The organism is Streptomyces phytophilus, from assembly GCF_013870535.1.
Taxonomy (GTDB): domain Bacteria; phylum Actinomycetota; class Actinomycetes; order Streptomycetales; family Streptomycetaceae; genus Streptomyces; species Streptomyces phytophilus.
Genome location: NZ_JACBXC010000015.1, coordinates 1 through 23,730, shown reverse-complemented (window position 1 = coordinate 23,730; position 23,730 = coordinate 1). Strand labels below are relative to the sequence as shown.

At 66.9% G+C, this 23,730-nt stretch carries 15 protein-coding genes, 1 tRNA gene and 3 pseudogenes; 7 read left to right on the top strand and 12 right to left on the bottom strand.

Going from position 1 to position 23,730, the window contains the following annotated elements:
* From H5J30_RS02585 to H5J30_RS02575, 3 genes and pseudogenes are all read left to right on the top strand, one after another.
* A pseudogene (locus H5J30_RS02585) lies at positions 1-613 on the top strand (DEAD/DEAH box helicase); the annotation flags it as partial.
* A gap of 226 nt (positions 614-839) precedes the next feature.
* Positions 840-2,867 (top strand): LamG domain-containing protein, encoded by a 2,028-nt coding sequence (locus tag H5J30_RS02580; protein ID WP_309505408.1) that lies wholly within the window; start codon positions 840-842, stop codon positions 2,865-2,867.
* Between the two features lie 106 nt (positions 2,868-2,973).
* Positions 2,974-3,049 (top strand) — tRNA-Lys (locus H5J30_RS02575).
* Positions 3,050-3,641: 592 nt separating this feature from the next.
* Here H5J30_RS02575 and H5J30_RS37630 read toward each other — a convergent pair.
* From H5J30_RS37630 to H5J30_RS36300, 10 genes and pseudogenes are all read right to left on the bottom strand, one after another.
* Positions 3,642-4,598, bottom strand: a pseudogene (locus H5J30_RS37630) (recombinase family protein); the annotation flags it as partial.
* A 243-nt stretch (positions 4,599-4,841) separates the two neighbouring features.
* The gene (locus tag H5J30_RS02565; RefSeq protein WP_181785500.1) at positions 4,842-5,048 is read right to left on the bottom strand and encodes a hypothetical protein; all 207 of its coding nucleotides are present in this window, start codon (positions 5,046-5,048) and stop codon (positions 4,842-4,844) included.
* Between the two features lie 151 nt (positions 5,049-5,199).
* Positions 5,200-6,543, bottom strand: coding sequence for a replication-relaxation family protein (locus tag H5J30_RS02560; RefSeq protein WP_258563044.1), 1,344 nt, complete (start codon positions 6,541-6,543; stop codon positions 5,200-5,202).
* Positions 6,544-7,071: 528 nt separating this feature from the next.
* Positions 7,072-7,312, bottom strand: a pseudogene (locus H5J30_RS02555) (hypothetical protein); the annotation flags it as partial.
* Positions 7,313-7,549: 237 nt separating this feature from the next.
* Positions 7,550-8,404 (bottom strand): hypothetical protein, encoded by an 855-nt coding sequence (locus H5J30_RS02550; protein ID WP_181785499.1) that lies wholly within the window; start codon positions 8,402-8,404, stop codon positions 7,550-7,552.
* 565 nt (positions 8,405-8,969) lie between these two features.
* Positions 8,970-9,779, bottom strand: coding sequence for a phosphotransferase family protein (locus H5J30_RS02545; protein WP_181785498.1), 810 nt, complete (start codon positions 9,777-9,779; stop codon positions 8,970-8,972).
* A gap of 72 nt (positions 9,780-9,851) precedes the next feature.
* Positions 9,852-10,010 carry a hypothetical protein gene (locus H5J30_RS02540; RefSeq protein ID WP_181785497.1) on the bottom strand — a complete coding sequence of 53 codons (159 nt, stop codon included), beginning with the start codon at positions 10,008-10,010 and terminating at the stop codon, positions 9,852-9,854.
* Between the two features lie 3 nt (positions 10,011-10,013).
* The gene (locus tag H5J30_RS02535; protein WP_181785496.1) at positions 10,014-11,123 is read right to left on the bottom strand and encodes a radical SAM protein; all 1,110 of its coding nucleotides are present in this window, start codon (positions 11,121-11,123) and stop codon (positions 10,014-10,016) included.
* Positions 11,124-11,142: 19 nt separating this feature from the next.
* Positions 11,143-12,069: an endonuclease/exonuclease/phosphatase family protein gene (locus H5J30_RS02530; protein WP_181785495.1), complete on the bottom strand. Its 927-nt coding sequence runs from the start codon at positions 12,067-12,069 to the stop codon at positions 11,143-11,145.
* Between the two features lie 87 nt (positions 12,070-12,156).
* The gene (locus H5J30_RS36300; RefSeq protein ID WP_258563042.1) at positions 12,157-12,942 is read right to left on the bottom strand and encodes a hypothetical protein; all 786 of its coding nucleotides are present in this window, start codon (positions 12,940-12,942) and stop codon (positions 12,157-12,159) included.
* Between the two features lie 167 nt (positions 12,943-13,109).
* Between H5J30_RS36300 and H5J30_RS02520 the strand changes: the two genes are divergently transcribed.
* The 4 genes from H5J30_RS02520 (at position 13,110) to H5J30_RS02505 (ending at position 22,037) form a co-directional block, all read left to right on the top strand.
* Positions 13,110-14,375, top strand: coding sequence for an NsdA family TPR-like regulatory protein (locus H5J30_RS02520; protein WP_181785494.1), 1,266 nt, complete (start codon positions 13,110-13,112; stop codon positions 14,373-14,375).
* A gap of 59 nt (positions 14,376-14,434) precedes the next feature.
* On the top strand, positions 14,435-14,911 hold the full coding sequence (locus H5J30_RS02515) for a GNAT family N-acetyltransferase (RefSeq protein WP_181785493.1): 477 nt from the start codon (positions 14,435-14,437) through the stop codon (positions 14,909-14,911).
* 135 nt (positions 14,912-15,046) lie between these two features.
* Positions 15,047-21,349, top strand: coding sequence for a hypothetical protein (locus H5J30_RS02510; protein WP_181785492.1), 6,303 nt, complete (start codon positions 15,047-15,049; stop codon positions 21,347-21,349).
* Entirely contained in the window at positions 21,321-22,037 is a 717-nt protein-coding gene (locus H5J30_RS02505; protein WP_181785491.1) for a hypothetical protein, read from the top strand. The genes H5J30_RS02510 and H5J30_RS02505 overlap by 29 nt, the downstream gene beginning before the upstream one ends.
* Before the next feature lie 48 nt (positions 22,038-22,085).
* On the opposite strand, the gene H5J30_RS02500 is transcribed toward H5J30_RS02505, so the two are convergent.
* Together H5J30_RS02500 and H5J30_RS36295 are read right to left on the bottom strand one after the other, a co-directional pair.
* The gene (locus H5J30_RS02500; protein WP_181785490.1) at positions 22,086-22,757 is read right to left on the bottom strand and encodes a DUF2637 domain-containing protein; all 672 of its coding nucleotides are present in this window, start codon (positions 22,755-22,757) and stop codon (positions 22,086-22,088) included.
* 478 nt (positions 22,758-23,235) lie between these two features.
* The gene (locus H5J30_RS36295) at positions 23,236-23,433 is read right to left on the bottom strand and encodes a hypothetical protein (RefSeq protein WP_258563041.1); all 198 of its coding nucleotides are present in this window, start codon (positions 23,431-23,433) and stop codon (positions 23,236-23,238) included.
* Positions 23,434-23,730: the final 297 nt, after the last annotated feature.

The following is a 23,730-nucleotide window of genomic DNA, read 5'->3' as shown; positions in this document are numbered from 1 at the left end:
CGCGCGGTCCGAGGACCGCCCGTACGAGGCCCGCGGCGACCGCGCGTACGACCGGACGGACCGGACGGACCGGACGGACCGTACCGGGATGCGGCACGACCGCAGGGAGCAGCGCTTCCGGTCGTTCGACAGGTCCGGTGACTCGCGCCGCAACGACCGCGAGTACCCGCGCCGCGACAACAGGGACGGCCGGGACGGCCGGGAGACCCGGGACTACCGGAACGACCGCCGCGACGACCGCTCCTACGACCGCAGGGACGACCGCCCGTCGTACGACCGCCGCGACGACCGCCCGTACGGCACCCGTGAGCCCCGCTCGTACGACCGCCGCGACACCCGCCGCGACGACCGCGGCTCCCGCCCGTACGACCGCGGCAGCTCCTACCCCCGCCGGGACGACCGCGGCACCGCCGCCCGCCCCTACGACCGCGACAACCGCCGCCCCTACGAGCGCCGCGAGTCCGACCGCTCCCGCCTCGGCGGCGACCGCCCCGCCGGCCGCGACCGCCGCGACGCCCGCCCGTCGTACGGCCACGACCGCCGCACCTCGGACGACCGCCGCACGGACAAGCCGCGCTGGAAGCGCCAGGACCGCAACAACCGCAAGGGCTGACACCCACGCGCACGCCGGGCCCCCTCCCTCAGGGAGGGGGCCCGCACGCGTGCGCGCACGCCTGCCGAGAACAAAGGGTAGGCGCGTTGTCACAGCGGGTTGTTAGGCTGCGCGAGCGCAATGCCTTGAGGGGCCCCACACCCTCCGCCAGGAGAAATCCCGTCGGTTCTCACCCAGGAGGGAAACTTTGGCCCGTCATGCTCTCTTCCGCTCCGCCTTGGTCGCCGTGGCGCTGTCCGCAGCGCTGGCGGCCACACCCCTCACGGCGGCGGCAGCCGCGAACGCCGCACCCGACCGGCCGGCCACGGCCGACCTCACCACGTGGTCCCTCCCCTGCACGGCGGGGGACGAGCGCCCGTACGTCCGCACGGCGCCGGATCTCCGCGCGGTCCTGCACGACCCGGACGGCGACCCGGTGGCGGCCCAGTTCGAGCTGAGCTGGCAGGACCCGTCCGGGGAACCGCAGACGCGCGAGGTGACCACGACGTCGAAGCGCAGCGGATCCGAGTTCTCCTGGCACCTGAAGCAGCAGGACATCCCCGAGGACACGCCCGTGCAGTGGCGGGTGCGGGGCTGGGACGGCAAGGCGTGGGGGCCGTGGAGTTCCGAAGGGGGCGCGGGTCCCTGCGAGTTCGTCTACGACACCACCTCGCCCGCGCTGCCCGTGATCTCCTCGCCCGACTACCCGGAGGACCCCGAGGGCTGGACCGACGGCGTCGGCCGCCCCGGCCGGTTCACCTTCGACGCACCGGGGGAGGAGGCGGTCAAGTACCGCTGGTCCGTCTACGGTTCGTCGCCCCGCCTGGTCGACGCCCCCGCCCCCGGTGAGCCCGTGACCGTCACGTGGACGCCCGAGCGGTCGGGTGTGTCCATCGTGGAGGCCCAGTCCGTGAGCAGGGCGGGCAACATGTCAGCGCCCGTGCAGTACACCATCCGCGTCAGCTCGGGCCGTACCCCGGTGGCGAGTTGGACGCTCGGCGACGCCGCGGGCGCGGCCGAGGCGGCCCCCGCCGCCGGCACCGCACCGGCCACGGCGGGCACGGGCGTCACCTTCGGCGCCGCAGGCCCGGAGGGCACCGCGTACGGCACGGCCGCCGCACTCGACGGCACGGCGGACGCGCACCTGACCCCGCAGACCGCGATCGCGGACACCGCCGAGTCCTTCGCGGTCGCCGCGTGGGCGCGGCCGGAGCCCGCCGCCGGGGACGACATGGCGGTGCTCAGCCAGGACGGCGGCGCGATACCCGCGTCCTTCGCGCTCGGCGTATACGACGGCCGCTGGTCCCTGGCGGTCGCGGACGGAACCGCCGACCCGGTCCGGGCGACGGGCGGCGCGGTCGCGACCGGCAAGTGGGCCCACCTCACGGCGGTGTACGACGCCCCCGCCCAGACCGCCCGCCTCTACGTCGACGGCCGCCTCGCGGCAACGGCGGAAGGCGCCACCGCTGCCCCCGCGCCCGGCGACCTGCAACTGGGCCGGGTGCGTACCGCCGCAGGCCACGCGGGCAACTGGCACGGCCGGCTGGCGGACGTCCGCGTCTGGGACCGCGTCGTGGTCGCGGACGAGGCCGCGACGCTGGCGACCCGCAAGGCGCAGCGCACCGGCTACTGGATGCTCGACGAAGCCCCCGGCGGCACCAGCCCCGAATACACCGGCGGCCAGCCGCTCACCCTGTCCGACGGCGCGGCGGTCACGGACGTCGACCCGATCTCCGGCGCCGGCCACCTCGAACTCACCGGCAACGGCGGCTACGCCGCCACGGCCACCCCGCCCGTGGACACCACCGCCGGCTACTCGCTCGCCGCGTACGTCCGCTTCGGCAACGACCTGCCCACCCGGGACATGTCCCTGTTCTCCCTCCCCGGCGACCACACCAACGCCGTCGAGGTCCGCTACGAGGCGGACACCGGGGCGTGGGAACTCGTCCTCGCCGACGCCGACACCCCCGCGGCGACACACACCGTGGCGGAGGCGTACGCGAACCCGTGGGGCCAGCACGTCGCCGTCGTCCACGACGACCCCGCCGACCGCATCCGCCTCTACACCGACGGCATGCTTGCCGCCGACCTCCCCCTCCCCGACACCGCCACCTGGCCCGCCACCACCGGCCTCCAACTCGGCCGCGCCCGCACGGCCACCGGCTGGACCGCCCCCATGACCGCCGCGATCGACGAGGTCCGCACCTACACCGGAGCGCTCTCCGATGAGCACGTCGCCATGATCCGCGGCCCCTGGACCGACCCGGACCTCTGACCGCCCCCCACCCGCGGCCCCTCCCACCCAGGCGCGGGGCCGCGCCCCACCCCCCGGCCGATATCCGCTCGGGGGCACGCCGAGGTCCGGGCTATGCTGGCCGGGCGGGCCGCTAGCTCAATTGGCAGAGCACCGGACTTTTAATCCGTTGGTTGTGGGTTCGAGTCCCACGCGGCCTACCAGGTGTGTCATTGCGCGAACACCTTCCTTGGTGTCTTTGACCTGGGGATTTGTGTTGCTGGTGGGAGCGTCGGCGGGACGTGGCTGTGGGATGCGGGGGATGCGCAAGACGGGGACGAAGCGGCCCGGCCCGGTGATCTTGATCTTGGCGATCAGGGCCTCGATGAGGGACTTGCGCTGTCTGTCTGTGCCGCTGGTGATGACGTCTGCGATGTGATCGGCCACCTCGTTGAGGGCTGCCGGCTCCGGCTGGGCGGGGAGGTCTGCAATCTGCTCGGTGAGTTCGTCGCGGCGGGTGCGCAGTCGCTTGCCCTTGTCCCGCAGGCCGGTGAGCCGCTCGGCGAGGAGTTCTTCTTCCAGGGTGCCGTTTTCGAAGGCGGTGAGGTAGCGGTCGATGGCCCGGTCGAGTCGGGCGAGCTCGGCCTCAACGGTGGTGAGCTCGGCTCGCTGTTCCCGGCGTCCTGCCAGGTGCTGGGCCTGGGCGCGGTCGATCGCCTCGGCGATGAGCTGCCGCTGGTCGCGGTAGAAGCCGCTGAGGGCGTCGAAGACGGCGGCCTCCAGCGCATCGGCGTTGATGCGAGGGGCGTTGCACCTGCTGGTGTCGTAGCGGCTGCGGCTGTAGCAGGTGTAGTAGCGATAGACCTTGGTCTTGCCGTGGGCCCGGGTACCGATGAGGGTCTGCTGGCAGTTCGGGCAGCGCATGAGCCCGGTGAGCTGGTAGTCCGAGCCATTGGCCGCCCGGTGCCGGTGGGCGTCGCTGCGGGTGGCGAGGAGCTGTTGTGCCTGCTCGAACGGCTCAGCGTCGATCAGGGCCGGGTGGCAGCCGGTAGTGGTGATCGCCCTGAAGGTGATCTCGCCGAGATAGACGCGGTTGGTCAGCGTGCGCAGCACCTGATAGCCGGACCATCGGCCGCCGGTGCTGGTGGTGTGGCCTCGCTCGTTGAGCCGCTGGGCGATGGTCTTGCTGCCGAGCCGGTCGTACACGTACATGCCGAAGATCGACCGGACGATGGGAACCTCGACCTGGTGGGGCACGAGGTGGTGCGTGCCGGGATCGATGAGATAGCCGATGGGCCGAGGTCCGCCCATCCACTTGCCGGTGGTGGCCTTGCGTTCCATCCCGGCGATGACGCGGTCGATGATGGTGTCGCGCTCGAACTGGGCGAACATGCCCAGCATCTGCACCAGCATCCGGCCCATGGGGGTGGAGGTGTCGAACGGCTCGGTGGCGGAGCGGAAGACCACCCCGGCCTGGTCGAGTTCATCGAGCAGGGTGACCATGTCGCGCAGGTGCCGGGAGAAGCGGTCCACACGGTAGACCAGCAGCACGTCGATCAATCCGGCCCGCGCGGCGGCCATCGCCTGGGACAGCCCGGGGCGGTTGGTGGTGGCGCCGGAGGCGTCGTCGTGGAAGCGCTTGACCAGCCGCCAGCCGGGCTGGGAGTCGATGTAGCTGGCCAGGCGGGCATATTGGGCTTCGATGGAGTAGGGCTGGTGCTCATCGTCGGTGGAGCGGCGGACGTAGATCCCCACCCGCACGTCCTTGGACATCGGGCGGGCGGCGGCATGGTGAGAACGGCGGGCGCGGGTGGCAGATGACATGAGCCTCCCAGGAGGAGAAAAACCGTGTGTGCTGTTAGAGCCGGCGTTTGGGGCTGCGCGCTGCGCCGCTGTCAGGCGGGGCTGCCACTTACGAAACGCCTAAGAATCGCCTAACGCCGCAGGTGAAGAGCAGCGAGCGAGAACACTTCCATTGTCGCGCGTATCGGCTGCCGGGAGAAGGGGTCTTGGCAATCAGGCGGCGTCATCCTGCTCGTACGGCGGGTCATGGCGGTGCTGGTGCCAGCGGGCGATAAGGGCAGCTAAGGCGGTGACGGCGCGGGTGTGCTCATCCGGTGTCATGGCTTGGGTTTCGATACGCTCGGCCTTCCAGCCTCCACGGCGATGCGGCCCGGTGACGGCGGGCTGATCGGGGTCCGGTTCATCACGGCGTTGGCGCACGGCGGCTCCTTCCCTGACGAAAGTGAGGGGTGTCGAAAGGGCGGCCATTCGAGAGGGTTCGTCGAGAGGCGAGAAAGCGAGACTCGGACCGAGACGGAATATCTCGGCGGCCTCTCGCACGCGGTCTCGCGGGTCATCTCGGCGGGTCCGGTCACCACGGCCGTGGCCACCATCGTGGCCGATGCCGCCGAGCGGGCGGCCGGGACGATGGCCTGGGCGGTGAGGGGGCGGGCTCAGGATCGTCGGACTCAGCGTCGATCTCGATCGTCTCCACCTCGACGTCGGTCTCGGCAAGGGCGCCGGCGTCCGCCTCCATGTCGTCCTTGTCGTCGTGTGCTTCGTCGTCAGCGAGCCAGTCCGGGTCGGGGTCGTCGAACTCGGGCACGGTGGTCAGGATGGTGGGGGCGCCATCGGGCTGCGTGCCGCCGATGAGCCGGGGCAGGTCGCCCAGGCGGACGCGGCGGGCCTGTCGTGGTTCGGCCGTTAGCAGTGACCAGACCTCTGCTGCCGGCCCCAGCGGGCCGCTGAGCGCCCGGTTGGTGGTGGCCACGGGGATGGGGCCGCAGCGTGTCCACAACGCGTTCCGCAGCCCGTCCTCGCGACGACGGCTGGCCACTGAAAACAGCACCATCCCGCGCAGTAGCCGGGCTGTGGCCGGCTGGTACTTCCTGCGCCGCTGGTAGCGATCCATCTTCTCGGCGACCTGGGACAGCGACTCGGTACCGGTGTCGTGCTCCAGATAGAAGCCCAACGCCCGGCCGCCCTCGACCCACAGGCCGTAGCCGTCCGGGAGGATCGACGCGGGATCATGGTCACGAACCCAGTCCTCGCTGTGCCACGCGAGCAACCCCTCACCCTCGGCCAGGCCCGCCCGCCGGCCCAGCGCGGCCAGTGCGGCGAAGAAGTCGTTGACGCCGAGCAGATGGCCGAGCCTGGGCGATTCCAGCGTCCGCCGGATCCAGTTGGCGTGTACCGACGGCCGCGGCGGATCGGCCCACGCCTGCGCGGCCAGCAACTCCGCCCCGCGATAGCCCAGCAGGTAGTGAAACGGCTTCGACCCGCCCGCCGCGCGGTAGGGCTGCGCGCGGAACAGCACGCCCATCCGCGTCAGCTCCAGCAGGCGATGCTGGGCGCGCGAGCGTGAAGGGAAGAGCAGATAGGTGAGATGGTCAGTGGTGAGCACGTGGTGCTCGGCCAGCAGATCAAGGATGCGGCGATCCCGCTCGGTCAGCCGGGACCACAGATCGCCACCCGGCTCCCCGGGCAGACCCCGGCCGCGCCCCGCGCGCTGAACTATTTGATGAGACTGACTGGAACCAGTCAGTCGGAGACGCTGTCGCCTCCCGCCACCCCCGCCGTGGCCTGCGGCCTTGCCGCCAACACCCCCGGCGGATGCCCCAGCGCCTCTGGGACGCTGGGTACCCGCTGCCCGACCCGCAGGACCAAACCCCAAGCCATCCGCACCACGCCCAGCGGCGCTGGCGACCTCGACCATGAACACACCAGCCTTCCCTTGGGAGAGTTCCTTACAAGAAAAGACCGGATTTCGAGCCACTTTTCGACAGGTGGCGGTCAGATTTTTACAACATTCGGTCGGATGTCTCGCTCAATGCGCGCGCCTCACGACCCGCGCCAGGCGGGAACCGCCGGCGACCGGGTCGACCAGCCTCTCCCGACGATGCTCCAGGAGCCTGCGACGCCACTTGGCGACCACGTCCCGGGAGACTCCCATTCAGCACATCAGATGCTAGCGGGGGCGCTAGACCTAGCACCCCTCCCTGCTAGGTGCACCTGCTCCGACATGCCATCTAGCGGCCCGTATGGCCCTGGCCGTTCCCGGGGGTTGCGGTTCCGTGGAACGGCTGACGCGGCTGCTAGGCAGAGGGTGCAGGGGGCACCTCAGCTCTGTTCGTCAACCTCCCTGAGGTGGCGTCGGCTGCACATCCTATCGTCCCTGTCGCCTTGGTGGCGCCTTCGCTCGCGGGAGGTGTCGCGTCCATCAGTCTCGGCTCGCGCCGTCGGGTCAGATCACCCGAACCGGGACTCCATGGCGTTCGACGTACGCGACGACGTCGGCGGTGCCGCCGTAGTCGCGGGCCGGCTGCCCGTCCCACACCGCGATCAGCTCGTCGACCAATCCGACCAGGATCTCGCTGCCTGCCATGTGAGCCTCTGAGTTGGGCTCCATCAGTCCGGTGGTGTGTACCTCGGTGGCTGCCTGGAGCACCGCGTCATAGGGAGGCGTGGTGCTTGGCGGGCAGGCCGGGAACCGCTTTTGGGTCGGTTCCCGGCCCGCAGATACATGCGCTCAGCGGCGCCTTTTGTTCTTGGCACTCCACGGCAGCCAGTTGGCGAGGGCTTGCAGGGTTGCGGGAATATCCTTCCGCTCGGCCCTGCAGATTGCTGTCAGACCGATAACGAGGAGCGACAGGACAAGTGCACCGGACACCCAACCGCCCACAAGCGCCCAGCTCGTCCCCGCAGCCAATAGCTGAGCCACGTTAGTTCTCATTTGTGCTGATCCGGCCCGCTACCGTCCTGGACCCAGTCAACCGCACACCATGGAAGCCTTTGCTGCTGAAGAGTGCGCTGGCAGCCACGGCCGCTTCTGCTTGTGCATGTAGGTCCAACCAATAGAGCGGCGGATAGTCATCCTCATCGCTCTCGGCTGCCGTCAGTGCATTTAGATACGCGATGACTGTGCTTCGCGTGCGGTCCAAAGGGATGCCGCTAGCATCGTTCCACTGCAAGGTCTGGAGTGCCGAATCCAGAGCGGCCAATGTTTGCAGAACACGCCCGTCATGAGAGTTGGGCTTGGGCACAACCCGCCGCCGCTCGCCCTGAGTTCGGCCGATAATGTTCCACACTACCGGCTCACCATCGATATGGCGCCCCAAGAGCCCAGCCAGATAAGCGCTGTCTTCGGCATCCGGCATGCTGATCCTGGACCGCTGTTGGAAGAGATGCTGAAAGCGCGCCAAGGTTTCCTCGCTCAAGACGCGAGCGTTGAACGCAGCAATCGCTCGGTTGAGCAGGCCCAATTCATCCATCGCCAGCACCAGGTGATACAAGCTATGGCGGAACCACTCCTTATTGTGTTCCTCTACGCTTTCCTTCACCACTTGATGGAGCCTGAGCACCACCAGTGCCACCGATTTCTGAACCTGCTCGTACAGCGGGGATGGCATGTAGAACAAGTCTTGCTTCGAGAACGACAGCCCCTCAATGCGCGGCGGTTGGTCAGTCCGGCGACATTCCTTCTCGACGTGGAGCATTCGATGGATGTCAGTGCGGGTCATGCCGTTCTGTGCCAGTTGGGCAGCGATCACTCCCGCGAGCCGTCCAAGCGTGTCCATTGCGTCACTCGCTCGGTACATGCACATCCTGGCCCAACCGTGATCAGCTCGATCAGTCGCACAGTAGCGCAGCACTTCTTGCAGAAGATCGACGGCTGCGACGGCGTTTGCATACGTGGCTCGCCTGAGGTGAACGGGCATTTTCGTGCCGTGGGCACACTGGCGCCTCATGCTGTCCTCTCGATTCCCGTCGTCACCCGTGCGTTGGACAGGCGTGAAGAGAACACAGCTGACCGCAGTGATCGCGATGACTGAACTTCCGGCTGTTCGCAGCGTCTCGGGCACGGGCCAAGACACAACCGCGGCCGTCGCCACGGCCTCAGAGCGAGCTTATACCATCGCTCCAAGTACAGACATGCGTCGGCAGCCTCTACCGATCGCACGTCTCCGAAGCCGATTGAGAAGGTCAACTGTGCGCCGACATGGACCGAGGTGCCTCACTGGCAGGTAGGCGAGGCTGAGCGGGATGTGGAGCATCCACCGGATTGGCGTGTGCTGGTGTTCGTCGGGTGGACGGAAGCTCGCCTCGGAGCCGCCGTGGTTGCCGGGTCTGTGGGCTGCTGCCTCAGTTCTGGGTGTGCTGCCAGTAGGTCTGCCAGTCGTGGGCGAGGCGGGCCATGGTCTTCTTCCACTCCTGTGGATCATGGCGGGCGATCTCGTCCCACATGCGGGCGTTCGCCGTGGAGAAGGCGGCTACTGCCGTGCGGGGTGCGGTCGTCCAGGAGGGGAAGCGGCAGGCGAAGGCGTCGGCGGCGGCAGCGGTGTGGCCGGCCTCCATCAGTCTGAGGATGAGCACCGCTGGGTCGATCCAGGACGCGCCGCGGGTGGGCCAGGCCCAGTCGATCAGGTGGGCGCGCTCGTCGACGATCACGTTGTGGGGGGCGAGGTCGGTGTGCAGCAGCGCATCGCCGGCGAACAGCTCGGCCGCATCGGGATCGGCGTAGGCGGCCCAGCGCTGCTCTGCCCGCTTGACCGGCACGCCGTCGGGGCAGGGAGTGCGCTGCAGCTCGGTGACGGCCTCGGTGATGAGGGGCAGGTCTGGTGATCCCGGGGTGTAGCCGGCGTGCCGACCCTTGAGGCGTTCGTAGCCGAGCAGGTCCCAGTCCGCGGCCTCGGTGTGCCAGAGCAGCCGTGGGCAGGAGCCAGGCAGGTGGGGGTTGATCGCGGCTTCGCGGTGCTGAGTGCGAATCTGCGGGTGGCCTGCGGGCATGCCCTTGACGAACACCTCCCCGGCGGCGGTGCGCAGCAGGGTGGCGATGCCGGAGTTCACGCCGCCGCCGGCGGTGCGGGCCTCGAGCACGGGACCGGTGTGCTCCTGCACGGCGGCGCGGGCGGCGAGCGGCAGAGCGTCCCAGTGGATGCGGGGCATGGACATACGGACACCTCGGGCCGGACGGCGGACCGCCCCGATCCTACTCGGGCCGGGGCGGTCGCTCGGGAAGCCAGGTCAGTACGGCTGGTCGTCGCCTGCACTGCAGGAGCACATGACGCTCTCCACGATCTCGTCCAGGTCGTCGATGATCTCGACCTCGTCCTGGGCGAGCGGCCTGGTGGTGATGGTGACGGGCACGGGCTCGCGCGTCGTCGTGCCTGGTGCTGCTGGCATGGGTTACCTCCCTCCGTGCTGGCAGTAGGACTCCAGGGGTGCCTTCGCCTCCTGGTAGAGCTTGGCCAGCGGCCGGCAGGTCCAGCAGGTGCCGGACAGCTGGCACCCGGCGCAGCCGCCGGTGCGGAGCATGAGCTGGTCGGCGATGCCGCCGAGCCGCTTGAGGCCCTCGACGCCTTTGCTGATCAGGTCCACACTTGGGTCGCGGCCGACCTTGCAGATCGACGCCTTGCCCCAGGGGTCGGCGTGGAAGAAGGTGTGGCCGGCGTTGCAGCCGGTAAAGGGTCGGCGCTTGCGTAGGAAGTCGGCGGCCTGGGTGGGCAGCGGCTCGCCGCTGCCGTCGATGGTCGGCGACATGTTCGTGTAGACCTGGTGCGGGAAGCCGAAGCCGTAGGCCAGGGCCTTCATGGCGTCCAGCTCGTGCGCGTTGTGCTTGGAGACGATGATGTTGAGTCGTACGGGCAGGTCGGCCTCGCGGGCGGCGGCCAGGCCGCGGGTGAAGCGGTGGAAGGCGCCGCGGCTGCGGGTCATGCCCTCGTACGAGGCGGCGGTGGCGCCGTAGACGCTCAGAGTGATCCGGTACGGGCGACGGACGGTGAGCGTGTCCAGGATGTGCGGCTTGGACAGCTGCGAGCCGTTCGAGGAGATCGCGATCACCATGCCGAGGCTGTGGGCGAACCCGTACGCGGTGGGGAAGTCGCGGTCGATCAGCGGTTCGCCGCCGGTGATCTGCAGCCACAGCACACCGGCGTCGCGCATCGTCTCCAGCAGCTGCTGCTTCTGCTTCCACGGCAGGCCCTCGAACTTCTTCAGGCCCAGGTAACAATGGTCGCAGTCATAGTCGCAGCCCTTGTTGATCTCCCAGGAGGCGCGGGCGTAGCCGTACGGCGACGGGCTGCGCACCAGCACGGTGCCGGCGGCCGGCTTGTCGGCCAGGCGTAAGTCCCAGGCCCATCGGCCGGCGTCGACCAGCCAGCCCGGGATGGTGTCGCCGGTGTCGACGGCCTGCTTGAGCTCCAGGTAGCGCGTCAGCGGGATCTTGATGCCTGCCGTGCGATCCGGGCGCAGCACCAGGTAGTCGTCGAGGAACGGGCTCACGATGATCTCGTGCACGGGACACCTCCTCTTCGGGTCAGCGGGACGCGGCGACGGTGGACTGCTCGCGCAGCACCCGCTCCACGCGGCTGCGGCGGAGCCGGGTGATCAACAGGGGGTGGTCGGAGACGTCGGTGTGGACGACCTCGACGCCGCTGAGGGCGTCGGCGAGACCTCCGGCGGCGTAGGTGCGGTCGATGCGCTGGGGGCCGCCCTGATCGGCTCGGCCTGCGGTGGGCGTGAGGGCGTCCGGCTGGCCGAGGTGGTCGGCGGCGTGGCGGCCGAGGTCGACGTAGCCGGCGGTGGTGAGCACCTCATCCGGCCGGGTGTCGCTGCGGCGGCCGCCGCCCTCGACGATGGTGCGGTGCGCCAGGTGGGCCCGGTCGGTGACCGTGGTCCAGTCGGGCAGGGTGAGGTCCGGATCCGGCTGCTGCGGATAGCTGTTGGTGTCGCCGCCGGCGAGGGTGACCATGCCCGGCTGGGCGAGGGTGGTCAGCCACTGCGCCTCGGTCAGCCGCTGGTCGGGGTCGAACCAGCACATGTGGAAGGACACGATGTTCATCGGCAGCGGGCATTCACCGAGCCGCACCATCACGTGCGTGGGGTGCAGCCACCACGGCTTGGCCCGGGGCCGGGATTCGAGCACGGCGAACTTCTCGGGGCGGATGAACACCGCGGTGGCGATGTCGGCGTCCGCGTGCGGGTTCGGGGCGGACAGGAACCCGCGCAGCCCGCCGAGGCGGCGTTCGGTGGCGTGGAGGCGCTGATGTCCTCGCTCGCGGCTGTACTTCGACTCTTGCCGCAGGTGGATGTCGATCTGCCCGTGCGCGGCGAGGATGTCGTGCGCGCGTCGCCATCGCTCACTGCTCGGGTCTGGGCCTCCGTCGCTCTCCAGATTCCACTGGACGACGGTAAGGATGTCGTCGGTCATCGCATCCAGGAGCAGGCGTTCCTTAGCAGGCATGGGAATCCTTCACGGTGTGCGCGGGCATGGGGGCTTCTCTATGTGAGTGGGCGGTGAGGGTCCCGGCCATCGCGGAGAGCCACGTGGTCACTGGGTCGCTGCTTCGATCGCGGTGAGGCTGGTGGTCCACTCGACTCCGCCGCCTTGCGGAGCGAGCCATGCCACCGGCGGCGTATGCGGCGGGGTGATTACCTCCAGGCGGATGTCGTCGACGTCGGGCGCCACGGCTCGCAGCACGCCGACCTGGCCGTCGTGTTCGGTGTCGATCACGAGGCGCCCCAGCCAGGGATGCGCCTGGTGTCCCATACCGAGGTTCTTGGTCGCCGCAGTCATCGCCCTCACCTCGTCCTCTGGTTGAGGCGCCGGGTCAGCTCCCACGCCGCATCGAGAGGCATGTGCGCGGCCGGCTGGCTCCGTCGAAGGTTTCGTAGGGAGGCTGCAGCTGACCGTGTCCCACACGTAGTAGCCGCCGTGTTCGTTCTCCTCGACGCGGATCTCGTAGTCGCCGCCGACCGTGTCGGCCTGGCACCAGCGGCGCAGCAGTCCCTCGGTGACGATGGCGAAGTGGCATACGCGCTGCCATGCCTCGGCACGGGAGTGCTCGTCCAGTAGGGCCGGGAAGAGGCTGGAGCACTCCGCGGCGGCCTCGCGGATCACCTTGAGTTCCTTGTCGTCCGGGCCGAGGGCCTGCCGCATCAACACGGTTGTGTGTTCCTGGAGCTGCTCGACGAGCTTGCGAATGATCTTCTCGGGCGGGGCGGCGAGGCGCGGGGTCTTGGTCTTGCGGACGGTCTCGACCACGGCGGCCACGTCGACCTGGCGCACGCCGTCGGCGTCCGCGCTGTTTACGGGGTCGGGGGAGGGGATCGGCATAGAGGGCTCCGCAGATGTACGTGCTGGAGTCCCCACCGTTCCGTCGCAGCACCGGCGGCGACAGGACAGACCCACCCCGGGTTACTTCACAGCCACCGGACACTTCTCTCCACGCACAGTGATCACCCCGCTACTGTGATGGGTGTCACTCCCGGAAGCGGGTGCCCATGTCCTCACAGCCCAACGACGCGCTGCGCCGGGCCATCAGGGAGTCCGGCCACACGCAAAGCGGCCTGGCCGAGGCTGTCAACGACGCGCACGAGACGCTGTTCGGCACGCCCGGCGACTGCAGCGACCGGCATATCCGCCGCCTGCTGAAGGGCCAGGTCGCTTGGCCGCAGGACCGGACAAGGCTGCCGCTGGAAGCGGTCCTCGGCCGGACCGCCGCCGAACTCGGTTTCACGCCTCCCCGCGCGGATGCCGCCGACGTTACTGTGCGAGGACCAGCAACCGCTCAGGAGCAGGAACAGCCCGTGCACCGCCGTAAGTTCATCCTCAGCGCCGGCGTCCTCATCGCACTTCCCGCTCTGCCCGAGTCCGGACGCATCGGCATGAGCGACGTCGAGCGCGTCCGCGGTGCGGAGGCCCGTCTGGTGCGACTCGACGCCGAGCACGGCAGCGCCCGTCTCGCGGACATCGCCAGCCGGTATGTCGGGCACATCGAGCACGCCATGCGGCACTGCCATTACAGCAGCCGGGTCCAGACCGCGCTGCACCACGCTCTCGGCGAGCTGTGCGAGGAAGCTGGCTGGCTCGCCTACGACTCCCAGCAGCACGAAGAGGCACGCCGTCACTGGCGGACCGCCTTGCAGTACGCGCGCCTGGCCAGAGCGCCCGAGTTGGAGGCCCGCATCTGGTCCAGCATGTCCCGTCAGGCCGTCGACCTCGGACACGGCATTGAAGCCGTCGCCATCGCCCGCGTCGCCCTGGACGCTACCCGGGGCAGACGGGATCCGCGGCTGTCCGCGCTGCTGCACAGCCGCGTCGCTCTCGGCCATTCCGTCGCCGGGCAGCGCGGCCGCTGTGGGCAGTCACTGCACCGCGCCGAGCAGGAGCTCGATCGCGCCTCGGTTGATCCCCCGCCGTGGCTGGCCTTCTGCGGGCCGGCCGAGCTGACCGGTCAGGCCGCGATGTGCGCCTACCACCTCGGCGACTACAAGTGCTCCGCCCAGGCGGAGCGTGACGGCCTCGACCTCATCGGCGGCTTCCGACGCAACCAGTTCGCCGCGACCGTGCAACTGGCACGCAGCCTCCACGCCGGCGGCGAGGAAGACGAAGCCGTCGCCGTGGGATGCAACGCCCTGGAGCTGCTGCCCGAGGTGCGCAGCCAGCGCTGGGTCGATCAGCTCGACCGTCTCCAGCGGGACATCCAAGCGCGCAACCCCGCCGGTGCCGCCGAGTTCGCAGACCGCTACCGAAAGGCAATGGCGTGACGGGCGACCCTCTGACCCTGCGCTCCTACTCCAGCGCCGACGCACCCCGGCTGCGGACCATGCTGCTGGACGTACACGATGACTGCTACGCCGACCAGCAACACGATCCCTTCAATACCCGCGAGCGTTTCGCAGAGTTCGTCGACCACTGGTCGTCGCGTCCGGGCTGGACCTGCGTGGTCGGCTACGACGACGGCGAGCCGGTTGGCTACGCATACGGCGCCTCACTCACTCCAGGACGGGAGTGGTGGCGCGGCCACCTCGAGCCGAAACCAGAGCCCGAGCGATCCTCAACGTTCGGTGTGTCGGAGGTCATGGTCAGGCCGAAATGGCGCAAGACAGGCATCTCCCGTCGCCTCCATGACAGCCTCCTCGAAGGCCGACCGGAGGCCCTGACGACCCTGTCGGTGGACCGCGATCATCCAAAGGTGCAGGCCCTGTACGAGTCGTGGGGGTACCGCAAGGTCGGCGAGGACAAGCCGTTCGAGGACTCCCCAACCTTCTCGATCATGGTCAGCGAGCGGCGGCGGACATAGCCTCCGTCTCGTACTCGATGTTGCCCGACTCTGATAACAGTGGGTAGCGTATGGTGAATTCTTCCTTCTTGGTCGGATGTGATGCAAGGAGTACTTTGTCGAGTCCTTCCAACCCGAGGTCTGCCGGGAGCCAGCATGACTGACCTACTGCGGCCTAGTCGAGACGGTGACCAGTTCCACTACCATTGGGCGGCTCGGCAGGCTCTCAAATTGCTACTTCCTGGCACGAAATTGAGGGCGATTGCTGTCGAGGGCGTGTCACCGGAGGATACCCAAGGAGACCACGGCGAGGACGTCATCGATCTCGCCGAGTACTACGGGGCGAACGGTCTTCAAGAAGCGACTCGCGTCGTGTACCGGCAGCTGAAACATTCGACCATGCATGCCGCTGAAGAATGGACCGTATCGGGCCTCGCCAAAACCGTCACCGGTTTCGCGAACAAGTTCAGGCAGATCAGGAAGGAGTCGCCGGGGCTTGAGCAGAAGGTGTCTTTCGAGTTCCTCTCCAACCGGCCGGTCCGTGACTCGGTTCTGCAAGCGATCGGGATCCTGGGAACAGGCGGGGAACTTAACGCATATGCGCACGACGTCAGATACCTCAAGCAGTACGCGGGGTTCTCCGATGACACAGCCAGCGAAGCCATTTTCTTCAGTCGACTCGGAGTGGACCCCACGGCTCCAGGATTGCTCGCTTTGGAATACCTGTTTCGGACGGATCTGGCCGGCCTTCTCCCTGGAGCCCCCGACGTGGAACACGTTCTGCTGAAGGAAATGATCGCCAGACGCGCGACATCACTGGAGGCAGATCACGTCGTCGATCGATCCACCGTGCTCGCCGCCCTCCGAGTTCCTCCTGACCGTCTACTGCCGGCTCCCAATCTCATCCGCCGACCCGATCGCGTGATCGTGACTCCGCAGACTCATGCGATTGCAGACGACATCATTCGCCTGGCTGGTCGGCCTGTGCTGGTCCATGCCGCCGGGGGCGTCGGGAAGTCGGTGCTAACGACACAGATCGAGCGCAATCTGCCTTCTGAGTCCGTCACTCTGGTTTACGACTGCTTCGGCAACGGTGGGTACAGGCGCTTGAGCTCACCCCGCCATCAGCATCAGCAAGGGCTGGTGCAGCTGGCGAATGAGCTTGCTGCGCATGCCCTTTGTGATCCGCTGATCCCTGCTGCCACAGCGCAGCCGGCCGACTATGCGAAGGCGTTCGCGGCCAGGGTCAAAGTCGCGTCAGATGCTCTGTCCGCCTCGGCTCCCGAAGCACTTCTAGTTCTCGTTCTCGATGCGGCCGACAACGCGGCCCTAATTTCAAGAGATTGCAGCGAGCGCACTTTTGTCACAGGGATCCTACGCGAAACTCTGCCCGACAACGTGCGGCTTGTGGTGCTGTGCCGTACCGAACGAATCGATCTTCTGGAACCACCACCCCACGTCCACAGAATCGAGCTCACCGGATTCGGCGTCGCTGAGACTAAGCAGCATCTCGAGACGGCATTTGGCATGGTCACGGAGCAGCAGGCGGCAGAGTTCCACCGCCGCACGGGCGGCAACCCCCGGATTCAGGCCCTCGTACTCGACTCGGCTTCAGATCTCGAAACTTGCCTGTCCTCCCTGGGAGAGACGAGACGGCCCGACGCCTCTCTCTTCGACGAGCTCTTGCGGAACCTGGTGGAAGAATGCAAAGACGCTTACCACATGACCAGTGAGATCGACCGACTGTGTGAGGCCCTGGCTGCGCTCCGGCCGAGGATCCCCATCCGGGTTCTGTGCGAACTGTGTAAAGTACCCGCTTCCCTCGTCCACAGTTTCGCAGCCGATCTTGGTCGACCTCTACTCGTAGACAGTGACACGCTGCAGTTCCGCGACGAGCCGACCGAAACGTGGTTCCGGAACTCCTACCGCCCTACCAACGATTCCCTGATCGACTTTATTGACCGCCTGACCCCGCTTGCCGGCACCGAACCCTACGTGGCTGCAACTCTGCCTCAACTGTTGTGGGAGGCGGGTCAGGTTGACACCCTCGTTGAGCTAGCGCTGACCGACGGCGCTCTCCCCGAAGGCAATGATCTAGAGCAGCGGGAGATCGCCCAGCAGCGTGCCCAATTCGCCCTCAAGGCAACGCTGCGTGCAGGACAGGAATTGGACGCAGCCCGGCTGGCGCTCAAGACCGGAAGCTTGGCTGCCGGTCACTCCCGCAGGCTTCACCTACTGCGCTGCAATACGGACCTTGCAGGAAAATTCCTGGACGCCAGCACCATCGAAGACATTGTCGCGACGCGCAGCCTCGCCGTGGACTGGCCAGGCTCCCACCTCCACTTCGAAGGCGCCCTACTGGCGTCCGCCGCCGGTCAGACCGACTTTGCCCGCAGCAGGCTACGCAGTGCCACCGACTGGCTGAGAGCTTGGGTGCAGCAGTCCCATGACGATCAGCTCCATCACCATATCAATGCATCCGACATCGTCGAAGTCGCCCTTGGACTCCTCAACACCGATGGTGTGGAGGCATGCATCGCCCACCTGGCACGGTGGCGCCCCAAGCAAGTGGGCTTCGAAGCGGGAGTGATCATAGCTGCTCGCCTTGCCGACGCGGGTCGCATCCAGGAACTTGAGATGCTTGGTTGGGCGGCGACGCGCCTCAAATATCTTCAGTTTGCGGTCGCCCACGCGGCCTGGCAGGCCAACCTCGTCTGCCAGGAACCGCTGGCGCGACGCCTGGTGAAAATGCTAAAGCGGCAGCGCAGACCTGTTTCATTTCGTCGGCATCCAGGCGTATCGCACGAGAACATGGAAATTCCGGCGGTCAGTTGGATCATTGCCATGGGCCTGCGACATGGCTTGTTGTCGGATGAGGAAGCCGAACTGATCTTGCAGCGGAATCTCCCTGACAACCTGGGAAGAGGCGCGGGAAGCCTCTACAGCCGGGGTACTGACACACTGATGTCCGGGTTCGCGCTGCTGGCGAGAGTCAGGCGGCAACCCTTCAACGTGGAGGATTTCGCTGGCGCTGACGTCATCGAAGCACGGAAACATCCCTACCTTCACTCCCGCGAGCTCACCGACCACCAGCAAGGTGTCGTGCCCCTGGGCGGCTGGGTCAGCTTGTGGATCGATTGCCTCGTTGGAGCCTCCAGCAACACAGACGCCCGGTTCCGTGAACTGGCGGCTACCACGCTCAGAACTCATCTCGAGAACGAGACGCCGCACTTCTTCATCCGAGGCGTCGCACGCTTCGGTGTCCGAATTCTTGTCTTTGGGTCATCAGAGGAATCGCGTCAGCTTCTCCTCGATTGGTACCGGGCAGCAGAACGCCACCTTCCGGCTGGCGTTCTCACGGACGCCGTACGAACAGCGGCCCCCAACGAGAAACTGGCGCATTTTGCAGTCGAGCTTGCGGAGCTCGTGGCCACATCACTGGACACTGCTCAAGAGGGTGCGGAGTACACGGCGGAGCAGATGGTGAATCTCGCCCGAGCCGTCTATCGATTCGATGAGAGAGAGGCCCATGCCTACTTCACCAAGGCCATCGATCTGACCGACCGTGTGGGTGACGACGTTCATGCGCTGTGGCAGGCGCTCCTCGCCGTCGCCCGGAGAGCATCCGACGGAGACCACACCGACGATCGCCGCGCGTATCGCCTTGCCCAACTCGTTGAAGGCCTTGAGCCCTACCTCGGAGACGGATCCGATCACGCCGCGGCCCTGTCGTCCATGGGCCATCTCAGTGCCACAACCGCGACAGCCGTTGCCTCCCGCTGGCGCGACCGTCGCTTCTGCTCCGCGCGGCCCTTCATCCGGGCACTCCTCGATGAGCAGGGCAGCCCACTGGCAGCGTCTGCCATGTCGGCTCTGGCGATGGTGCCATTCGATGAACACAGCGTCAGCACCCTTCAGCTCATAGAGCGGGCATTCCGCTACGCCCCCATCGACGGGCAGCACATTGCCAGTACGCTGGGGGAATTCCTAAGGGCACAACGATTCAGCAGCAAATCTTTCGAGCAACTAGACCGGACGGCCCGGGAGCTGAACATCGACCTTGCCGGGACACTGCTCGACTCCGCAGGCCGCCACATTGCGCCCCCCATGACTTCCCACTACGTCTCACCCCGATGGGCCGAGGACGAAGACGACGACGCACGAAACGCGCGTGCTCAAGAGTTTCAGGACGCCCTGACAACGTGCGACTTCTCTACTGCCGAAGGCTGGGAAAGGGCACGTGCGCTGGTCCGTAGATCCGGGCACTTGCTCGGTATGGAGCAAGTCATTGATCGCGCGATCCGCGTACGCCTGCATGAACTTGACGACGTCTTGGCCGCGTTCCGCACCGTCCCCAATTTCAGCACTTTCGACTATGAACAACTGATCAAGAAGCTTGCGGAGCAGCCGACGCTCCCGCAAGCCGCACGTCAGCAACTGCATCTCCTCGCACAGACGGCCGCAGCCCGATTCTGTCGCGAACTGACCACCAAGGCCTACGTTGCCATCGACCTGCCGCAACTTGCCCACCTGGCCGGCGTACCCGGTGAGGACTTCTTCGGAACGGCGTTGAGGGAACTTGGGTCGCATTCCGCAGTGTTCCTCTCCGAGGAGTGCTACTATCTGGCGGCCCGACTCGCTCCACGGCTCACCGACGTACAGGCGCAAGTCGTCCTCGACGACTTCGGGACCATGTTGGCCAGTCTTGCACCAGAGGATGCGGGTGATGGCTCCTTCAGCGATCTTCCCACGGGGCCATCAGGCGTCGAAGAGTGCTTGGCAGGTTATGTGTGGGGGGCTCTCGGCGACCCTGAGCACGGCGTCAGGTGGCGTGCCGCACACTGCGTGCGGCTCTTTGTCGAACTCGGCTGTCACGCAGAATTGGATGCGATACAGCGCTTTGCCCTGGACATGCTTGACGCAAGCCTCTTTCTCGACGCACGTCTGCCCTTCTACAGGATGCACGCCCTTCAGTGGCTGCTGCTTGCTCTCGCGCGAGCAGCGCAAACCCCGGCCGCGCATCAGACGCTTGCGAAGTTCGAGCCGTTGCTGAGAAAGATTATCTTTGAAAACGAACCACACGTCGTCATGCAGGAAAGCGCCAAAGCCACCTTCCTCTCCCTCGTCTCCTCCCGCTCCATTAATGCGACGGCCGAAGAGCTCGACATCCTCCGCAGGCTAAACACACCGGTGAGGATCATCAGCCAGTCCTGGGAAGAGAGCAGAGCAAGGAAGCAGAGTGGGTCGGTCTCCGAGGACGCTGCACCTGGGCAGGATGCGATCAACGAGTCCCTCTTTGCGGAGCCGACTGCCTTCCACTTCTCTTGGGACTTGACCGGTCGCTGGTTCGAGCCCCTGGCGGAAGCCTTCGGAATCACCAAGGAAACGGCAGTGAGTCTTGCGGGCAACACCATTACCGAGAAATGGCGACTTCCATACCGAGGCACCCACAAGGAGGACCCACGCCACACGCTCAAACTCTATCAAGAGGGAAGCACCTTCGCTTACAGAACCACCTGGCCAGAGGCGGACGACCTGGACTTCTACCTGTCCACCCACGCCCTGTGCACAGTGGCGGGGGAGTTGGTCAAGGCGTACCCCGTATATCGCGAAGCTGAGATGGACAGAGACATGTTCACGGCCTGGCTGCGTGAGTTTCTCATCACCCGCGATGACGGCAGATGGCTTGCCGACCGACGCGATCTCTCTCCGCCAAGCGTCTTCGCATCGGAGCATGACTCACCCGGCCCGGACTGGATCTGGAGCCTGAACGGTCGACACTTCAGTGAGCGTCTCATCGTGGATGACGGATGGGTTACTGTCTGGGAGAGCTCGGACGACACCAGCTACCGAGCAGCACAAGAGGTCCAGGTCCGCAGCGCATTGGTAACTCCGGACAAGGCAAGAGCCCTCGTACTCGCTCTGCAAACCGCCCCATCCTACATGGCATACCGTATCCCGGATGCCAGCGATCAAGACTACAAATTCGATGTTGAGGGATTCCAGCTGGCCGGCTGGATCATCGACCCGTCAGACCACGAGGGACTGGACATCAAAGATCCTCTGGCTGCGGGTGTCAAGTACCCGCCTCGGCGGCCCGCTGACGAATTCGTCGAATTGCTGGGACTGGACCCAGACGCTGATATGCGTACGTGGACCCGCTCCGATAGCCCCGCCCTCCGCAGTAGGGTCTGGGACGACACGGCAAAAACCAGCATGGACCGCACCACGGGAACGCAGGGCGAGCGACTTGAGATCCGACGTGACACTCTCAATGAGCTGCTCGCGCTGACAGGTCGCAGCCTCATCATCGAAGTGATGATCGACCGCACCCATGAAGACAACAAGCAGCCCTACTCGCCGAGATATGACATAAACGATGACGAAACCCTCCCCCCGAGAGAACGGTCCTACAAGATTTACCTCATCGATGTCTCCGGAAACTGCAGCGAGCTTTAATAAGACACTCGAACTGGGAAAGGACATCGCCAACGACCTCGCCGATCACGACATCCTCGGTCGCTGGATGGCTCACCACATCAGCGATCTGATCATGCGCGCAGAAACCAGCCCGCTTGACGAAGCGGACGACATACGACGTGCGACCGCGGCCACCATCCTCGAACTCTGGAGGCACCGGGCCACCCTACCTGTCGAGTATCCTCCCATGGCGTCGTTCGAGCCCGTCTTTAGAACACTGGCGCGCCTGAGTGAACCTCAAGATCCCTGGAGCTTCTACAGGACATTTTCGCCGGGGCGCGAACCCGATGAGGGCGACATGAGCAGTATTCCGCTTCTCCGGAACGCGCTGGCCCTTGAGGACGCCGTCCGAGGCGTAGTGCGTCACGTCGTTGCTCTTGCCTCGCGGGAATCGGCGAACAGGGAGGCAAAGTGGCTGGACCGTTCCGAGTATTTGGCGAAGGACGAACAGCGAAAGGCGATTGACGCCGTCCGTCAGTTGACCCGTGCCGTCACGGCGGAGATAGAGGACTCCGGCGATGATGCGGATTGGGACCTGCTCGTGCCCTACGGGAGCTCAGATCTTGTCACCATGCTGCTCTGGGCCGAAACGAACATCAAGGAGATCCGCCAAGCCCTCGAAGAGCGGCATTCCGAGACGGACAGCGCTGCACCCACAGATGATTGAATTGTCCATGCTAGGTTGACGTTTCGGGGACTGATGCGCCTCCATCCCTCATTGGAATCTTGTCGGGATGTGGCCGTTGCGGCGCCAGCGAGCAAGGACGGCGCGGCCGTAGTTGTTGGTGCCGGCGACGCGGTCGAGTTCTGCGCCCGTTGGGGTGCGGCCACGGGCCTGCTCGCGCTGGTAGTGCGTCCACATGATCTGCCATGCCCTCGGTTTGCCCGGCGGGGGAAGCGTGTCGGAGATAGGGTCGAGAGTGATCCACCTTTCGTTCTCGGCCGTTGTCTCGCCCTCGGGGTGCGTCTCGGTAGTGTCCCGATACGTCTCGCCGGTCTCGTGCCTGATGGGGCGGTGGGCGAGGAGTTCGACGGCGAAGAGCAGAGCGAGCGGGGGCCAGCCGGCCACCAGGATGGGCTGCCACGACAGGGTGGGTGCAGCGGCGATGTTGGCCGCCAAAGAGACGGCGATGCCCAGCCAGAAGGCCAGCAAGACTGCATACCTCGTACGGCTGGTGGTGTGTGGGCTCGGCTTGAGGAGGCTGGTCGTGGCCAGCAAGAGGAGGCCGTCGACGGAGAGGGGCCACAGGGCGGCGCTGGTCGGGTCGGCTCCGCCGTGGAAGGCGAAGGCCCGCTGGTGCTCGTAGGAGGCGTAGGCGGCGACTGCGGCGACGACCACGGCGCAGCCGCGACGTATCCAGATCTCTGAGGCGGTTCGGCCCGTCATCGGGCGTCACCTGCCGAGCGACGGGTGCCGACCGGGCGGATGACGATCTCAGGGCCCTCGACAAGGATGGCAGAGGGCGAAGAGTTCGGGTTGTGGCACGTACGGCCTACTGCTCCGGGCCAGGTCAGAGGACATCTGATCTGGCCCCAACTCGTTCCCGGGGCTCGTGGAGATCGATAGCTGGCCCGCTGCTGGCCCGAAGGGAAGCTGATCTGGCCCCCGCCCGCACGTCACCCACCGCGCGCACCGAACGGCCCCGGGAGCGGATGCACGCTCCCGGGGCCGTCCTCTGTCCGCGCCCGTCCTTCCGTAGACGGGTGGCGCACAGTCGCCGCCACGGCGCCATACGCGGACGATCAGGGCCCCGCCCGCCCAAGGGGCTACGACCCGGGTGGGCGGGGCTGCTCGGGGTGCCCCGGCTGCGCCGGGGGACGCGGCCGGGCTGATGGGGAACGCCCGCCGTGCCGGCGGCGGGCGTTCAGCGGACGAGTTGGAGGGCCTGCTTCGTCAGCTCGCCGTCGTCGAGGGCGAAGGTGCCGGTGTGCAGGACGTCGTGCCCGTACATCTGCTTGTCCAGCGTGATGCGGCGGTCCACGCGCAGGCTCCAGGCGGTGTTCTTGACGTCGAGGCGGGGCCCGGAGCCGCCGATGCGGGCGGACCAGCCGGTGCAGATCACCCAGCCGGCGCAGGCGTTCTCGTGCCCTCCGCGGGCGCCGTACAGGCCCTGGGGGTGGTGGTCGGCGGCGACCGCCAGCAGCTCGGGGTGCTCCAGCTCCGGTACCGGCAGTACGCCGACGATGGCGGTGGTCCCGAAGTCGCCGGTGGTGGTCTAGGCGAGCAGGCAGCGGCGGTCGGGCCAGTGGTGGGTGAGCGGGAAGACGGTGACGCGGCCGGTGCCGGTCTGCTCGCTGCCCATGGAGCTCCTGTCGGTCCGTTCTTGGTCATCGGGTGTGCCTCCTCTCCAGCGCCCCGG

Bases quoted from the DNA above. Each gene is read 5' to 3' on its own strand.
- H5J30_RS02520 (WP_181785494.1), top strand. From the start codon at position 13,110: ATGTCCTCACAGCCCAACGACGCGCTGCGCCGGGCCATCAGGGAGTCC.
- H5J30_RS02505 (WP_181785491.1), top strand. From the start codon at position 21,321: ATGTCTCCGGAAACTGCAGCGAGCTTTAATAAGACACTCGAACTGGGA.
- H5J30_RS02530 (WP_181785495.1), bottom strand. From the start codon at position 12,069: ATGCCTGCTAAGGAACGCCTGCTCCTGGATGCGATGACCGACGACATC.
- H5J30_RS02540 (WP_181785497.1), bottom strand. From the start codon at position 10,010: ATGCCAGCAGCACCAGGCACGACGACGCGCGAGCCCGTGCCCGTCACC.
- H5J30_RS02550 (WP_181785499.1), bottom strand. From the start codon at position 8,404: ATGGACACGCTTGGACGGCTCGCGGGAGTGATCGCTGCCCAACTGGCA.
- H5J30_RS02560 (WP_258563044.1), bottom strand. From the start codon at position 6,543: ATGGTCGAGGTCGCCAGCGCCGCTGGGCGTGGTGCGGATGGCTTGGGG.
- H5J30_RS02545 (WP_181785498.1), bottom strand. From the start codon at position 9,779: ATGTCCATGCCCCGCATCCACTGGGACGCTCTGCCGCTCGCCGCCCGC.
- H5J30_RS02500 (WP_181785490.1), bottom strand. From the start codon at position 22,757: ATGACGGGCCGAACCGCCTCAGAGATCTGGATACGTCGCGGCTGCGCC.
- H5J30_RS36300 (WP_258563042.1), bottom strand. From the start codon at position 12,942: ATGCCGATCCCCTCCCCCGACCCCGTAAACAGCGCGGACGCCGACGGC.
- H5J30_RS02510 (WP_181785492.1), top strand. From the start codon at position 15,047: ATGACTGACCTACTGCGGCCTAGTCGAGACGGTGACCAGTTCCACTAC.
- H5J30_RS02515 (WP_181785493.1), top strand. From the start codon at position 14,435: ATGCTGCTGGACGTACACGATGACTGCTACGCCGACCAGCAACACGAT.